The sequence below is a fragment of the Xanthomonas graminis pv. graminis genome (assembly GCF_030168915.1).
Classification (GTDB): domain Bacteria; phylum Pseudomonadota; class Gammaproteobacteria; order Xanthomonadales; family Xanthomonadaceae; genus Xanthomonas_A; species Xanthomonas_A translucens.
This window is the reverse complement of the sequence record NZ_CP076255.1, coordinates 2,767,732-2,782,772: the sequence shown is the minus strand read 5'-3', so window position 1 is coordinate 2,782,772 and position 15,041 is coordinate 2,767,732. Positions and strand designations below refer to the sequence as shown.

Annotated in this window: 14 protein-coding genes and 1 tRNA gene; 9 read left to right on the top strand and 6 right to left on the bottom strand. The window is 70.7% G+C overall.

All coding sequences use genetic code 11. The features are described from left to right. The first annotated feature begins 340 nt into the window (after nt 1-340). From KHF85_RS12035 to KHF85_RS12025, 3 genes are all read left to right on the top strand, one after another. A tRNA-Phe gene (locus tag KHF85_RS12035) sits at nt 341-416 on the top strand. Between the two features lie 359 nt (nt 417-775). After that, a complete protein-coding gene (locus KHF85_RS12030; protein ID WP_284569542.1) occupies nt 776-1,012 on the top strand; it encodes a hypothetical protein in 237 nt (78 codons plus the stop codon). Nucleotides 1,013-1,335: 323 nt separating this feature from the next. Then, the gene (locus tag KHF85_RS12025) at nt 1,336-1,878 is read left to right on the top strand and encodes a lipocalin family protein (protein ID WP_284566847.1); all 543 of its coding nucleotides are present in this window, start codon (nt 1,336-1,338) and stop codon (nt 1,876-1,878) included. 39 nt (nt 1,879-1,917) lie between these two features. On the opposite strand, the gene KHF85_RS12020 is transcribed toward KHF85_RS12025, so the two are convergent. The 3 genes from KHF85_RS12020 to queG are packed head-to-tail and all read right to left on the bottom strand — an operon-like array spanning nt 1,918 to nt 4,844. Then, on the bottom strand, nt 1,918-2,313 hold the full coding sequence (locus KHF85_RS12020; RefSeq protein ID WP_284566846.1) for an antitoxin Xre/MbcA/ParS toxin-binding domain-containing protein: 396 nt from the start codon (nt 2,311-2,313) through the stop codon (nt 1,918-1,920). Nucleotides 2,314-2,357: 44 nt separating this feature from the next. Beyond that, nucleotides 2,358-3,689: an exodeoxyribonuclease VII large subunit gene (gene xseA, locus KHF85_RS12015; protein ID WP_284566845.1), complete on the bottom strand. Its 1,332-nt coding sequence runs from the start codon at nt 3,687-3,689 to the stop codon at nt 2,358-2,360. A 27-nt stretch (nt 3,690-3,716) separates the two neighbouring features. Next, the gene (gene queG, locus KHF85_RS12010) at nt 3,717-4,844 is read right to left on the bottom strand and encodes a tRNA epoxyqueuosine(34) reductase QueG (protein ID WP_284566844.1); all 1,128 of its coding nucleotides are present in this window, start codon (nt 4,842-4,844) and stop codon (nt 3,717-3,719) included. A gap of 23 nt (nt 4,845-4,867) precedes the next feature. Here queG and KHF85_RS12005 point away from each other — a divergent pair, with 23 nt between their 5' ends. The 6 genes from KHF85_RS12005 to KHF85_RS11980 all read left to right on the top strand — a co-directional run bounded on the left by KHF85_RS12005 (nt 4,868) and on the right by KHF85_RS11980 (nt 12,465). After that, nucleotides 4,868-6,346 carry an NAD(P)H-hydrate dehydratase gene (locus KHF85_RS12005; protein ID WP_284566843.1) on the top strand — a complete coding sequence of 493 codons (1,479 nt, stop codon included), beginning with the start codon at nt 4,868-4,870 and terminating at the stop codon, nt 6,344-6,346. Then, entirely contained in the window at nt 6,343-6,822 is a 480-nt protein-coding gene (gene tsaE / locus KHF85_RS12000) for a tRNA (adenosine(37)-N6)-threonylcarbamoyltransferase complex ATPase subunit type 1 TsaE (RefSeq protein WP_284566842.1), read from the top strand. The genes KHF85_RS12005 and tsaE overlap by 4 nt, the downstream gene beginning before the upstream one ends. Nucleotides 6,823-6,903: 81 nt before the next feature. Beyond that, on the top strand, nt 6,904-8,523 hold the full coding sequence (locus tag KHF85_RS11995) for an N-acetylmuramoyl-L-alanine amidase (protein WP_284566841.1): 1,620 nt from the start codon (nt 6,904-6,906) through the stop codon (nt 8,521-8,523). 159 nt (nt 8,524-8,682) lie between these two features. After that, nucleotides 8,683-10,551 carry a DNA mismatch repair endonuclease MutL gene (gene mutL / locus KHF85_RS11990; protein WP_284566840.1) on the top strand — a complete coding sequence of 623 codons (1,869 nt, stop codon included), beginning with the start codon at nt 8,683-8,685 and terminating at the stop codon, nt 10,549-10,551. After that, nucleotides 10,551-11,480 carry a DUF1684 domain-containing protein gene (locus tag KHF85_RS11985; RefSeq protein WP_284569541.1) on the top strand — a complete coding sequence of 310 codons (930 nt, stop codon included), beginning with the start codon at nt 10,551-10,553 and terminating at the stop codon, nt 11,478-11,480. The genes mutL and KHF85_RS11985 overlap by 1 nt, the downstream gene beginning before the upstream one ends. 13 nt (nt 11,481-11,493) lie before the next feature. Then, complete coding sequence (locus tag KHF85_RS11980; RefSeq protein ID WP_284566839.1) at nt 11,494-12,465, top strand: TraB/GumN family protein; 972 nt, start codon at nt 11,494-11,496, stop codon at nt 12,463-12,465. Nucleotides 12,466-12,583: 118 nt separating this feature from the next. On the opposite strand, the gene phaR is transcribed toward KHF85_RS11980, so the two are convergent. The 3 genes from phaR to gluQRS all read right to left on the bottom strand — a co-directional run bounded on the left by phaR (nt 12,584) and on the right by gluQRS (nt 15,028). Further along, nucleotides 12,584-13,105: a polyhydroxyalkanoate synthesis repressor PhaR gene (phaR, locus tag KHF85_RS11975; RefSeq protein ID WP_053834296.1), complete on the bottom strand. Its 522-nt coding sequence runs from the start codon at nt 13,103-13,105 to the stop codon at nt 12,584-12,586. 214 nt (nt 13,106-13,319) lie between these two features. Then, nucleotides 13,320-14,060, bottom strand: coding sequence for an acetoacetyl-CoA reductase (gene phbB, locus KHF85_RS11970; protein WP_284566838.1), 741 nt, complete (start codon nt 14,058-14,060; stop codon nt 13,320-13,322). 59 nt (nt 14,061-14,119) lie between these two features. Beyond that, nucleotides 14,120-15,028 (bottom strand): tRNA glutamyl-Q(34) synthetase GluQRS, encoded by a 909-nt coding sequence (gene gluQRS / locus KHF85_RS11965; RefSeq protein WP_284566837.1) that lies wholly within the window; start codon nt 15,026-15,028, stop codon nt 14,120-14,122. Nucleotides 15,029-15,041: the final 13 nt, after the last annotated feature.

Below are 15,041 nucleotides of genomic sequence, written 5' to 3'. Positions count from 1 at the left end.
CGAGGCCTGTGGGGCGCGACCGACCCGCGGGACACACCGATGCCGGCGCTGGTCAGCTGCCCGGATCGGACGCCTGTGCCGACAACGTCATCGGCGCAGCGGCTACGACGATGCGCTGGCCGCTTCGCGCGGCCTGGCCCACGACCATCGCCAGGGGCATCCGTGCCCGTGCATGTACCAGGCCGCCGAGAACGCCATCAGCGTGCGCGGCGGGGCCGCCTGGCGCAGTCGGTGCAAGCCATGCCGGCCGGTAGGGAAAATCCGCAATGCCACACTTGCCCAATCCCGAGCGCATCGCTATGATGCGCGTCCCCGCACCGGTCCTGCCGCGTTGCGCAGTGGCCGAGTAGCTCAGTTGGTAGAGCAGGGGATTGAAAATCCCCGTGTCGGCGGTTCGATTCCGTCCTCGGCCACCATATATAGGCAAGGCTCTGCAGCGATGTAGAGCCTTTTCTGCTTTTCGGCTTGCAGCGAATTTGCACCGATCCGTGCCCCCGGCGCCGCCATGCGTGAACGGGATGCCGGAACTGTGACGGGCCATCGCCGTTAACGCATTGTGTGCCGATTTCCGCATCCTGGCTGGCCTGTTCATGCTATCGCTGGCGGCCGTGGCCATGTCCACGTTCGTAGACAAGAGCATGAATTTGGGTTTTACAGGGATGTAGCGCTCAACTATGCGGCGCGGATGTCGTAATCATTAGCACATGGTTAATCCGGGAGTGGGCTAATGCACAGGGACTTCACACGGGGATGTGTACTAGCCCTTTCATTGGCGGTGGCCGCTGGCGCCAGCGCCGCGCCGACGGCGAGCAAGCCGGATGCCGATTCCTATCAGGGCGGCCCCAATCCAGGCGCTCCATATATTGAGCAGGTCGGCTCCGAGTGCGTGATGGTCAACGTGTACCTGGAGCAGCGCGACGGTGTCGCCCAGCAGGTCATCCTGCGCGAGCCGGTGGAATGCACTGGCGGCAACCAGGGCAAGGATCTTGCCGTGGCCCACTTGTCCAACTAGCAAGCGTCGGCCTGGCGCGCTGGCGGTCTCCTCATTATTTCGGCGATTGCCGCCCGTGGCAACGGGCGAAGCCTCTTGCGCCCGGTGCCGCGTAGCCGGGTCCGCTGCATTGCATGCATTGCCGCCGCGCTTCGCCCGGTATGGTCCATCCGCAGCTTGCTTCGCTTGCGTCATGTTGGCCTGTCGTAACGGCCAGGCCGTCGGCTGTCACGGCATCCCGCCGCAGCGGCCGTTGGCCAGAGACCTGCGCCAAGGCTGCGCTTTACATCGCCGCGTCGCTGCTGCATAAGGCTGGTCTTCATCTTTTTTGCAGGACCGCTCGCATGCGTCATCCATCGATCGCGGTGCTGCTGGCCTGCCTGCTGTGCCTGGCGCAGCAGGCGCGGGCCGCGCAGCCGGTGCGCTCGGTCGCCGAGTTCGATCTTGGCCGCTACGCCGGGCAATGGCACGAAATCGCGCACCTGCCGGTGTCGTTCCAGAAGAAGTGCGTCGCCGACATCACCGCCGCCTACGTGCTGCGCGACGACGGGTTGGTGGGCGTGCGCAATGTCTGCCGCACCGGCAAGGGCGACCTGCTTGCCGCCGAGGGCGTGGCGCGCCGGGTGGCGGGCCATCCCGGGCGGCTGCAGGTGCGGTTCGCGCCGGATTGGCTGGCCTGGGTGCCGCTGGTGTGGGCCGATTACTGGGTGATCGCGCTGGATCCGGAGTATCAGTGGGTGCTGATCGGCGAGCCGGACCGCAAGTACCTGTGGGTGCTGTCGCGTTCGCCGCGGATGCCGCGTGCGCTGTTCGAGCAGATCAAGGCCAGGGCAACGGCGATGGGCTACGACCTGGATCCGTTGTTGGTCGTCGCGCCGCTGGACTGAACCGCCTGCCGGTCTGCGTGCACGCGCGGCGCGGCGCCGCTAACCGGCGAAGCAGGCGCGGGCCGCATCGAGCAGTCGCGCGCTGGCGCCGTCCATCAGCAGCTGGCGCGGCGTATGCCCGCCGAGCTGCGTGTGGCGGCTGTTGAGCCACTGCGACACCGCGGCACCGTCGCCGCCGCAGCCGTTCCAGATCACGCAGATCATCTCGCCGACATCGAGTAGGTGCTCCTTGCGCAAGTGCGCCAGCGTGTCCGCATCGCGCGCCAGCCAGTCGATCACGCGCTGCGCGTCTGCAGTGGAGCCGTAGGTGGCGCCGTCGATCAGGGACAACAGGTTGTTCGAGCGCGCCAGTTGGCCGGCCCTGGCGCGCTCGGCACGGCGCATGCCATGCAGCACCGCCTTGATACGTTGTTCGTTGGAGGTGGGCGGCGACATGCGGATGCGGTGACCATGCGTGACGGCGTATAGGTGTACCGCATTCATTCTGTACGCAGCGTCACCTCGCCATCGGCAAGCCGTGCGCGCAGGCGGTCGCCTGGTGCGAGCTGCGCGGTCGAGCGCACCAGCGTGCCGTCGTCGATCCGGCTCAGGATCGCGTAGCCGCGGGTCACCGTGGCCAGCGGGCTGACCGTCTCCAGCGCGCGGGCCAGTGCGCGCAGGCGCTGCGTGTCGGCCTGCAGTTGCCGCGCCATCGCGGCCTGCGGGCGCCGGCCGAGCGCGAGCAGGCGCTCATGCAGTGCGGCCAGGCGCCGTTGCGGCTGGGCCGCGCGCAGGACCGCGGCGGCATGGCGCAGGCGCGCGCCTCGGCGTTCGTGCTGCTGGCGCCACACCGCCAGCAGCCGGCGCGCCGCATCCTGCTGGCGGCGCTTCAGCAATTGCAGTTGCGCCTGCGGACTTTGCGCCTGCAGCCGCAGCAAGGCGCGGTCGGCGCGTTGCATCGCCTGGCGCAGGCGGTGCTGCTGCCACTGCAGCAGCCGCGCGTGCTGGCCGCGCAGGCGCACGGCGAGGTCGCGCTGGTCGGGGGCGAGCAGTTCCGCCGCGACCGAGGGGGTCGGCGCGCGCAGATCGGCGGCGAAGTCGGCCAGGGTCACGTCGGTCTCGTGGCCGACCGCCGACACCACCGGCGTGGCCGCGGCGGCGATCGCCCGCGCCAGGCGTTCGTCGTTGAACGCCCACAGGTCTTCCAGCGAGCCGCCGCCGCGGGTCAGCAGGATCGCGTCGTAGCGGCCGCTGGCATCGGCACGCTGCAGCAGCGAGGTCAGCTGCGCAGCGGCGCTGTCGCCTTGCACCAGGCTCGGCAGGATGTCCACCTGCAGCAGCGGCAGGCGCCGGCCGAGCACGCTCAGCACGTCGCGCACCGCTGCGCCGCTGGGCGAGGTGATCACCGCCAGGCGGCGCACGAAGGCGGGCAGGGCACGCTTGCGCTCGCTGGCGAACAGGCCCTCGGCGGCGAGCCTGGCCTTGAGTTCCTCGAACGCGCGGCGCAGCGCGCCTTCGCCGGCTTCCTCCAGGTGATCCAGCACCAGTTGGTAGTCGCCGCGCGCCTCGTACAGGGTCAGCCGGCCGCGGGCGAGCACGCGCAGGCCTTCGCGCGGAACGAACTTCAGCCATTGGCTCTTCGGCTTGAACATCGCGCAGCGCACCTGCGCGCGCGCGTCCTTCAAGGTGAAGTACAGATGGCCGGACGAGGGCCGGGTGACGTTGCCCAGCTCGCCTTCCACCCAGGCCAGCGGGAACGCGCTTTCCAGCAGGTCGCGCGCCAGCGTGTTGAGCTGGCTGGGGCTGAGGATCTGGTCGTCGCGATCGGGCATGCGGGCGGTGCGTGGGCGTGCGGGCGCCTATCCTCGCATGCCGCCGTGAGCGGGCGGTGGCGGCGCTGCTGCGTTGTCCGCGCCGGTCTGCCCGGCATGCTGCGCCAGCGCCCATTGCACGTGCTCGCGCACCAGCGGCGAGGCATGCTGCGCGCGCGCGCCGAGCGCGGCCAGCACCTGCGGCGTGGTCGGTGCGTTGCCCAGCGCCACCGCCAGGTTGCGTAGCCAGCGCTCGTGGCCGCTGCGGCGGATCGCGCTGCCTTCGGTGCGGCGCAGGAACTCGTCCTCGTCCCAGGCGAACAGCTGCGCCAGCGTGGCCCGGTCGAGATCGTTGCGGGCGCGGAAGTCGGGTTCGTCGCTGCGCTTGGCGAACTTGTTCCAGGGACACACCAACTGGCAGTCGTCGCAGCCGAAGATGCGGTTGCCGATCGCCGGGCGCAGTTCTTCGGGAATCGCGCCGTCGTGCTCGATGGTCAGATAGGCGATGCAGCGGCGCGCGTCCAACCGGTACGGGGCGACGATTGCCTGGGTCGGGCACACGTCGATGCAGCGCCTGCAGGTGCCGCAGTGCGCGCTGGCCGGCGGATCGATCGGCAGCGGCAGATCGACGTAGATCTCGCCGAGGAAGAACCAGGAGCCGCCGTTGCGGTCGATCAGGCAGGTATGCTTGCCGATCCAGCCCAGGCCGGCATCGCGCGCCAGGGCGCGCTCCAGCACTGGCGCCGAATCGACGAAGACGCGATGGCCGAACCGGCCGATCTCAGCCTGGATGCGCTCGGCCAGCTTCTGCAGGCGGTTGCGCATCAGCTTGTGGTAGTCGCGGCCCAGCGCGTAGCGGGCGACGTAGGCGCGCTCGCCGTCGCGCAGCGTGTCCCAGGCCGAATCGTCGTCGTTGCGCCCGTAGTCCAGTCCGACCGAGATCACCCGCAGCGTGCCTGGAATCAATTCGGCCGGACGCGCGCGCTTGTCGCCGTGCTGCGCCATCCATTGCATCGTGCCGTACAGGCCTTGCGCCAGCCAGTCGCGCAGATGCGCTTCGTCCTGTTGCAGTTCGATCCCGGCGATGCCGCAGCGCTGGAAGCCGAACTCGCGCGCCAGCGTGCGGATGCGCGCGGCGGCGGCATGGGGGTCGGCGTGGGCGGCGCTGCTGGACATGGCGCAAGTATAGAATCTCGCGCATGTCCGACTCGTTCGATCTCTACGACACCGCCGCCGCGCGGCGCATTGATGCGCAGGCCACGGCCTTGCTGGGCGGCGATAGCTATACCCTGATGCAGCGCGCCGGCCAGGCCGCCTGGCAAGTGCTGCTGCAGCATTGGCCGCAGGCGCAGCGCATCCTGGTGGCCTGCGGCAGCGGCAACAACGGCGGCGACGGCTATGTGTTGGCACGGCTTGCGCATTGCGCCGGGCGCCGCGTGCGCGTGTTGCAGTTGTCCGGCCCACAATCGGCGTTGGCGCAGCGCGCCTGCACCGACTACATCGGCGTCGGCGGCCGCATCGAGGTGTTCGATGCGGCGCTGGAAGCGGCCGACGTGGTCGTCGATGCGTTGCTCGGCATTGGCCTCAATCGCGCGCCCGACGCCGAACTGTCCGCCTTGCTCGGCGCGCTTGGCGGACTCGGCGCGCCGGTGCTGGCGCTGGACGTGCCCAGCGGCGTGGATGCCGAACACGGCAGCGTGCCCGGCGCGGTATTGCCAGCGACGCTGACCGTGCAATTCATCGTCGCCCACGCCGGGTTGTACACCGGGGCGGCGCTGAACCAGGTCGGCGCTACCGCGCTGGCGACGCTGGAGGTGCCGGCCGCCGCATTCGACGGCTGTGTGGCGCAGGCGCAGGCCTGGACCGGCGCGGCGCTGGCCGCGCGCCTGGCGCCGCGCCGGCGCGACAGCCACAAGGGCGATTCCGGGCATGTGCTGTGCATCGGCGGCAATTTCGGCAGCGGCGGTGCGGTCATGCTCGCTGCCGAAGCGGCATTGCGTAGCGGTGCCGGCCTGGTCAGCGTGGCCACGCGCGCCGCGCATGTCGCGCCGCTGCTGGCGCGGTGTCCGGAGGCGATGACGCATGCGGTCGAGGACGGCGCCGCACTGGCACCGCTGTTGCGCAGGGCCAGCGTGGTCGCGCTCGGTCCGGGACTGGGTCAGGACGAATGGGCGCAAGGGCTGTGGCGGCTGGCACTGGCGGCCGAGCTGCCGTTGGTGATCGACGCCGATGCGTTGAACCTGCTGGCGCAGGCGCCGTGTGCGCTGCCGGACGCGGTGCTGACTCCGCATCCGGGCGAGGCCGGGCGCCTGCTCGGCCTCGCCACCGCCGAGGTGCAGCGCGACCGTTTCGCCGCCGCTGCGGCGCTGGCCGAGCGCTACCAGGCGGCGGTGGTGCTGAAAGGCGCCGGCAGCATCGTCGCCGCGCCGGGACAGGTCCCGCGGGTGATCGCTGCCGGCAATCCGGGCATGGCGGTCGGCGGCATGGGCGACCTGCTGACCGGGGTGATCGCGGCGCTGCGTGCGCAAGGCCTGGCCGCCTTCGAGGCGGCCAGCGTCGGTGCGCTGCTGCATGCGGCGGCCGGCGATCGCGCCGCCGCCGAAGGCCAGCGCGGCCTGCTGCCATCCGACCTGCTGCCCGCGCTGCGCCAGCTGGCCAATCCGGAAGCTAGGCCATGATGCGGCTCTACCTGGAACACAGCGACGCCACCGAGCGCCTCGGCCAGGCGCTGGCCGCCACCCGCCCGGCGCAGGCGACGGTGCACCTGCGCGGCGATCTGGGGGCCGGCAAATCGACCCTGGCACGGGCGCTGCTGCGCGCGCTGGGCGTGCAGGGCGCGATCCGCAGCCCGACCTACACCCTGGTCGAGCGCTATCCGCTGGCCGATGGCGAAGCCTGGCACCTGGACCTGTACCGCATCGGCGCTGCCGGCGAGCTGGATTTCCTGGGGCTGGACGAAGCCGCGGCGACGTTGTGGCTGGTGGAGTGGCCCGAACGCGGCGGCGATCTGCTGCCGCCGGCCGACCTGGTCGTCGCGCTGGCGCTGCATGACGCGGGGCGCGAAGTGCAATTGCAGGCCGGCACGGCGGTGGGCGCGGCCTGGTTGTCGCGGATGGCCGAACGCGATGACTTGCGGGGTTTTTCTGCCGGCTGACACTAGGAAGTGCAGGCAGGTTATGGATTATTAAGGGAAAACCGCTTGTGTTTATGTCCCGGTGATGCTTGAATCGCCTCCATGCGCCTGGGGATCCATTTTTTCGCTTGTTCCGTTATCGCCGCAGGCTGCTGCCTGGCGGCGCAATCGGCGTTTGCGGGCCAGGTGCAGACGGTGTCGGTCGGCAACGGCGCCACCGGCACCCGTGCCGAGATCCGGCTGCAGGGCAGCGGCGGCTTCACCACGCTGACCTTGTCCAACCCCAACCGGCTGGTCGTCGATCTTCCTGAATCCTCTGCCGCGCAGGGCCTGAAGCTGCCTGCGGGCACCGGCGTGGTCACGGCGGTGCGCACCGGTCATCCGGTCCCGGGCACCTTGCGCATCGTGTTCGACCTGAGCAGCCCGGTGGTGGCGTTCAAGCCGCAGATGCAGACCGTGGCCGGCAGTTCGGTGCTGGTGATCGAGTGGCCGGGCGATGCGTCGTCGGCCAAGCCGCTGGCCAGTGCCGGCAATGGGACGGCGACGCCCGCTCCGACGGCATCCGCGGCGCCCACCGCAGTGGCGGTCGAACCCAAGCCGACGCCCGATCCACGTCAGGATGCGGCGCGTGCGACCGCGGCCCTGACCTCGTCGGTGCTGCAGCGCGCAGCGCCGCCGCCGACACCAGGACACACAGCGACGACGACCGCGGCGGCTCGCCCGGGCGTGGTGCCGGCGCCGGCCGCTGCGCCCGCCAGCGCCGTTAGCTCGATGGCGCCGACCGCATCCGCGTCCGCGTCGGTCGGCGCCGCGGTGCCGGCGCAGCAGGGCGCCGTCGCGCCAGCGCCGATGCCCGATCGGCCCGACGCGGCCGGCATCGACGATGCGGCGGTCGCTGCCGCTGCCGAAGCGCGCCCGGTGATGCCGAGCGCGTCGTCGCGGGTGGCGATGAAGCCGGGCATGCGGCCGTTGATCGTGGCCATCGATCCCGGCCACGGCGGCCAGGATCCCGGCGCGATGGGCCCGACTGGCAAGCGCGAGAAGGACGTGACTCTGGCGATCGGCCGCGAACTGGCGCGGCAGATCAACGCCACGCCGGGCATGAAGGCCTACATGACCCGCGATACCGACGTGTTCATCCCGCTGCCGATGCGCGCGCAGAAGGCGCGTGCGGCCAAGGCCGACATCTTCATCTCGATCCACGCCGACGCCGCCGAGAACCGCAGCGCGACCGGCTCCTCGGTCTATGTCCTCTCGACCAAGGGCGCCTCCTCGCAGCGCGCGCGCTGGCTGGCGGACAAGGAAAACGCGGCCGACCTGGTCGGTGGCGTGCGCCTGCAGAAGACCGACAGCACCCTGGCCAGCGTGTTGCTGGACCTGGCCCAGAGCGGGCACATGAAGGCCTCCGAAGACGCGGCCGGCCACGTGCTGGGCGGACTCAAGCGGATCGGCAACAACCACAAGCCGGAGTTGGAGCGCGCCAATTTCGCTGTGCTGCGTACCTCGGACATGCCGGCGATGCTGGTCGAGACCGCCTTCATCTCCAATCCGGACGAAGAGCGCCGGCTGACCGATCCGGGTTACCAGCGGCGCCTGGCTGGCGCGGTGCTGGACGGCGTCGATACGTTCTTTACCCGCCAGCCGCCGCCAGGCACGCTGTTCGCCGCGCGCGCGCAGGCCGAGGCGGAAGCGGCAAGCACCGTGGCCGGCGGCAGCCGCTGAGGCGCTCGGCTATCATCGCCGGCTGATCCCGATGGCGGCGTCCGCGCCGTGAGCCGTGCCGATGTCCTGTAACCGTTTCTGCTCTCCCGTTTCCGAATTCCACGCGATCGCGCGGCGCGCGCATTGCGCGTGCACGCCGCTGCGCGGGCGGGAGCCGGCATGAGCATTCGCCAATTGCCCGAGATCCTGATCAACCAGATCGCCGCCGGCGAAGTGGTCGAGCGCCCGGCCTCGGTGGTCAAGGAGCTGGTCGAGAACGCGCTGGATGCCGGCGCGCGCCGGGTGGACATCGACCTGGAAGAAGGAGGCGTCCGCCTGATCCGGATCCGCGACGATGGCGGCGGCATCCCGCCCGAGGAATTGCCGCTGGCGGTGTCGCGGCATGCGACCAGCAAGATCGCCTCGCTCGACGACCTGGAGTCGGTCGGCACGCTCGGCTTCCGCGGCGAGGCGCTGCCGTCGATCGCCTCGGTCAGCCGCTTCACCCTGGCCTCGCGCCGCCCTGGCGACGAGCACGGCGCCGCGCTGCAGGTCGATGGCGGCAAGGTCGGGCAGGTGCAGCCGCGCGCGCAGGCGCCGGGCACCACGGTGGAGGTGCGCGAGCTGTTCTACAACGTGCCGGCGCGGCGCAAGTTCCTGCGCGCCGAGCGCACCGAACTCGGCCATATCGAGGAATGGCTGCGCTCGCTGGCGCTGGCGCGCCCGGACGTGGAATTGCGCGTGTCGCACAACGGCAAGCCGTCGCGGCGCTATAAGCCGGGCGACCTGTATTCGGACGCGCGGCTGGGCGAAACCCTGGGCGAGGACTTCGCGCGGCAGGCGTTGCGCGTGGACCACAGCGGCGCCGGGCTGCGCCTGCACGGCTGGATCGCGCAGCCGCATTATTCGCGCGCCAGCGCCGACCAGCAGTACCTGTACGTCAACGGCCGCTCGGTGCGCGACCGCAGCGTCGCGCATGCGGTGAAGATGGCCTATGGCGACGTGCTGTTCCATGGCCGGCAGCCGGCCTATGTGCTGTTCCTGGAGCTGGAGCCGGCGCGGGTCGATGTCAACGTGCATCCGGCCAAGCACGAGGTGCGCTTCCGCGATGCGCGGCTGATCCACGATTTCGTCTATCGCACGCTGCAGGACGCGTTGGCGCAGACTCGCGCCGGCAGCACGCCGACTGCCGGCGATGCCGCGCAGGCGGCGCCGCTGGCGTATGCCGGTGGCGCGTTGCCGATGGCGTCCGGCAACCCGAGCGGTGGTGGCTCGGGCGGCCAGGGCTACGGCGCGCAATGGCGCCCGGCGCAATCGCCGCTGGGCCTGCGCGTCAACGAGGCGCCGGCCGCCTACGCCGCGCTGTACGCCGCGCCTGCAGGTGCGGCCGATGCCGCAACGGGCATGCCGCTGCAGGCTCAGGATGCGGCCGGCGGCCTGCCGGCGACCTCGCCCGACAGCGGCGTGCCGCCGCTCGGTTACGCGATCGCGCAGCTGCACGGCATCTACATCCTGGCCGAGAACGCCGAAGGCCTGATCGTGGTGGACATGCACGCCGCGCATGAGCGCATCGGCTACGAGCGGCTGAAGAACGCGCACGACGGCATCGGCCTGCATGCGCAGCCGCTGCTGGTGCCGATCACCCTGGCGGTGGGCGAGCGCGACGCCGACACCGCCGAGCGCGAGGCGGAAACGCTGGCCGCGCTCGGCTTCGAGATCACCCGCAGCGGCCCGCAGTCGCTGCACGTGCGCAGCATCCCGGCGTTGCTGGCCCAGGCCGAACCGGAAGCCTTGCTGCGCGACGTGCTGACCGACCTGCGCGAACACGGCCACAGCCGCCGCGTCGCCGGCGCGCGCGACGAACTGCTGTCGACGATGGCCTGCCACGGAGCGGTGCGCGCCAACCGGCGCCTCACCGTGCCGGAAATGAACGCGCTGCTGCGCGACATGGAGGCCACCGAGCGCTCCGGGCAGTGCAATCATGGGCGCCCGACCTGGGCGCGCTTCACGCTGGGCGAGATCGATCGTTGGTTCTTACGGGGGCGCTGATGGGCAAGCGGGGAAGGGCGGCGGCGCTGCTGGCAGCGCTGCTCGCGTTGGCTGCCTGCGGCAGGCAGGCGCCGGCACCGGCCGCGCCGGCGGTCGCCGACAAGGCGTTTTTGGCCGATGAACAGCGCTGGCGCGCGCAGCGCAAGCAGGAGCTGCTCGCGGCCGACGGCTGGACCAGCCTGGTCGGCCTGCACTGGCTGGAACTGAAGGAGCACTACATCGGCAGCGGCCCCGGCAGCGGCATCCGCCTGGCGGTCGGACCGGCGCGGATGGCGCTGGTGTCGCGGGTGGGCGCGCAGGTGTTCCTGACCCCGGAACCCGGCGCGGCGCTGAGTATGGACGGCACGCCGCTGCAGTGGCGCACGCGCGTGTACAGCGACCACGACGCGACGCCGAGCGTGATCGACTTCGACGGCGGCAAGGGCAAGCTGAGCTTGATCGAGCGCGGCGGCCGCTATGCGCTGCGGGTCAAGCATGCCGATGCGCCGACCCGGCTCGGCTTCGCCGGGCTGAACGATTGGCCGACGGCCGAATCCTGGCGCATCCGCGGCCGCTTCGTGCCCAACGCGCCGGGCAAGACCCTGCCGATCGTCGACATCATCGGCGTCACCACAGAATCCCCCAACGCCGGCGCGCTGGAGTTCGAGCGCGACGGCAAGCGCTTCCGCCTGGAAGCGATCGGCGAACCCGGACGCCCGCTGTTCGTGGTGTTCGCCGATCGCAGCAGCGGCCGCGGCAGCTATCCGGCCGGGCGCTTCCTCGACGTGCCGGCGCCCAACGCCGACGGCAGCGTGGTGCTGGATTTCAATCGCGCCTACAACCCGCCGTGCGCGTTCACCCCGTTCGCGACCTGTCCGCTGCCGCCGCCGGAGAACCGGCTGGACCTGGCGGTGCAGGCCGGCGAGAAGACCTACGCCGCCGCACACTGAACCGAGACTTCCGATGACCCCGATCCCGCGCCTGCTGCGCTGCCTGCTGTTGTGTCTGACCCTGTTCGCCGCCGCGCCGGTGCCGGCGCGCGCACCGCCTCCTCCGGCGGCAGCGCCCAGCGCGACGCCTGCGCCGCCGACGCCGCTGTTGTGGAAGGTCAGCGGGCCGCGCGGCGCGCTGTACCTGCTCGGTTCGTTCCACCTGCTCAAGCCGCAGGACTATCCGTTGGCGCACGAAGTGGATGCGGCCTACGCGGCGTCGTCGCGGCTGCTGTTCGAACTGTCGCCGCGGGAGGTGGACTCGCCGCAGCTGGGTGCGCAGATGCTGCAGGCGGCGCAGCGCCAGGACGGCAAGCGCCTGCAGGACGACCTGGATGCGGCGATCTGGCAACGCCTGCGCCGCTATGCTGCCAGCCACGGCCTGCCGCTGGAACAGATGGGCGGGTTCGAATCGTGGTTCGTCGGCCTGAGCATCAGCATCGCCGAGATGAAGGCGCAGGGGCTGCAGGCCGATGCCGGCCTGGACCGCCATTTCATGGACATGGCGATGCAGGCCGGCAAGTCCGCCGAGGGCCTGGAGACCGCGCAGGCGCAGATCGCGATGCTCGACGGCATGGAGCCGGTCGAGCAGAAGCAGATGCTGGTCGAAGCGCTGGACGATGCCGAGCAGGGCGTGGCGCAGACCCAGCGCCTGTACGTGGCCTGGCGCCGCGGCGACGAGCGCCTGCTGTGGCAGGACATGGGCATGGAGATGAAGCGCGACTATCCGCGCCTGTACCAGCGCATCAACGTCGATCGCAATCAGGCCTGGGTGCCGCGGCTGGAGCAGCGTCTGCGCGACGGCCAGGGCGACACCCTGGTGGTGGTCGGCGCCTTGCACCTGCTCGGCCCCGACGGCGTGGTCGAGGCGTTGCGCGCGCGCGGCTACAAGGTCGAGCGGATCTGCGCCGGCTGCCTGCCGTCGCCAGCGCCGCGTTCGCGCTGAGGTAGCGGCAATTTTGTAGGAGCGGCTTCAGCCGCGACAGGCTCTCCGGATAGATTCTGTCGCGGCTGAAGCCGCTCCTACATAGGGGGCTCGCCGCGCAGGCGCGCTAGAGCGCGGCTCAGCGCGCCCGCGACTTCGGTGCGGCGCCGGCAGCGGCCGGCGGCTCGCTCGGCTTGCTGCTGCCACCCGCGGCGGGGCGGCCGAAGCCGGTACCCAGGTTGCGCTGGAATTCCTGCCACAACTCCATGTTGCGCTCGGTCAGCTGGTTCATCATGGTCCACGGGGTCTGCCCGAGCAGGTTGCCCATCTGCTGGCGGAACTGCTGCTGCTGGTCCAGGAACACCTGCATGCTGCGCTCCAGGTAGTTGCCCATGAAGCCCTGCAGCGAATCGCCGTAGAAGCGGATGATCTGGCTGAGCAGCTGGGTGGACAGCATCGGCTCGCCGTCCTGTTCCTGGTCGGCGATGATCTGCAGCAGCACCGCGCGGCTCAGGTCTTCGCCGGTCTTGGCGTCGCGCACTTCGAATTCTTCGCCGTCGATGATCAGCTGGCGGACGTCTTCGATGGTGATGTAGCTGGAAATCTCGGTGTCGTAGAGGCGGCGATTGGGATACTTCTTGATGATGCGGATCTCAGCCATGAAGCGGTCGCTCTTGACGGTAGGCGCGCAGCATGGCGCAGCGCAGCAGGGCTTGCAACTGCCACAAGCCCCTGAACTGCGGCGGAACGGCAAAAAAATGCTGCGCAGTACGTGCGCAGCACGGGTGCACGGCGCGCAGCGCCAGCTGCAGCATTTTCGGTAGCGTTACCTTGACTGTGCCGCGCATCGACCTGAGCGGTTCAGCCGGCTGCCGCTACCAGCCCATGTGGTGGCCGCCATTGATGTCCAGATTGGAGCCGGTGATCCAGGCCGCCTCCTCGGCAACCAGGAACGCGACCGCATAGGCGATCTCTTCCGGCCTGCCCAGGCGCCCGGTGGGGATGTCGGCGATGATCTTGGCGCGCACCTCGTCCGGCACCGACATCACCATGTCGGTGGCCACGTAGCCCGGCGATACCGTGTTGACGGTGATGCCGTGGCCGGCGTTCTCGCGCGCCAGGGAAATGGTGAAGCCGTGCATGCCGGCCTTGGCCGCGGCGTAGTTGGCCTGGCCGTACTGGCCCTTGAGGCCGTTGATCGAACTGATCTGGATGACCCGACCCCAGCGCTGCTTGCGCATGCCTTCGATCACCGGGCGTGTGACGTTGAACACCGAGTTGAGGTTGGTGTTGATGACCTCGTGCCACTGCTCGGCGGTCATCTTGTGGAAGGTGGTGTCGCGGGTGATGCCGGCATTGTTGATCAGCACCTGGATCGGGCCAAGCTGTCGCTCCACCTCCTGCACCAGCGCCTGTGCGTGGTCGGGCGAGGCGACGTCGCCGGCGACGATGGCGATCTCATGGCCGCGTTCGCGCATGCGCTGCTGCCAGGCGCGCGCCTTGGCCGCGTCGCGGTAGTTGCTGGCCACGCGGTGGCCCTGCGCGGCCAGCCGCTCGCAGATCGCAGTGCCGATGCCGCCGGTACCGCCGGTGACCAGCGCAACGCGTGATGTCATGGATTCGCTCCGGATAGGTGAAGAAAAGGGGGAGAGCCGCTGCGGCCGAACCCGCGATTCTAGTCAGCCTTGGCGTCGCTGGGGATACCGGCCGCATCGGCCAGCGTCCGATCCTGCGCCGGCAGCCGCGCCGGCTCGAACGCGCGCCGCGCTGCGGCCAGCAATGCGGCCACCGAGCCGGCCGCGGTCAGCGCCGCCGGGGCCTGGCCCAGCAGGGTCCAGGCCAGGCGCAGCGCGGGCAGCGGATCGGCGTCGTCCAGCGGCAGCGCGGCATGCGACTTGGACAGCTTGCGGCCGTCCGCGCCGAGCAGTAGCGGCAGGTGCAGGTAGTGCGGCGTCGGTAGGCCCAGCGCGCGCTGCAGCAGGATCTGCCGCGGCGTGGAGTCGAGCAGGTCGGCGCCGCGGACCACGTCGCTGATGCCTTGCGCTGCATCGTCCACCACCACCGCCAGCTGATAGGCCCAGCAGCCATCGGCGCGCAGCAGCACGAAGTCGCCGACCTCGGCATGCACGTCCTGTGCGATGTCGCCGCGCAGGCCGTCGCGAAACCCGATCGCGCTGCCTGTCGCGACCCGCAGGCGCAGCGCCGGCTGCGGCCGCGCCTGTGCGGCCACGCAGCGGTGGTGCACGCCGCCCTGCGCGGCCAGTTCGCTGCGGCTGCAACTGCAGGCGAACGCCTGGCCAGTCTGCAGCAGGCGCTGCGCCGCGGCCTGGTAGGCCGCGGCGCGCTCGCTCTGGCGCAGGACCGGTCCGTCCGCCTCCAGCCCGCAGGCGCGCAGGCTGGCCAGTTGCCGCGCAGCCGCGCCAGGCACGCTGCGCGGCCGGTCCACGTCCTCGATGCGCAGCAGCCATTCGCCGCCGGCATGCCGCGCCAGCAGCCAGCTGCCGAAGGCGGCGAGCAGCGAGCCCAGATGCAGCGGGCCGGTGGGCGAGGGCGCGAAACGGCCGCGGTAGGGAGACGAGGACATGGGCAAGCTGAAT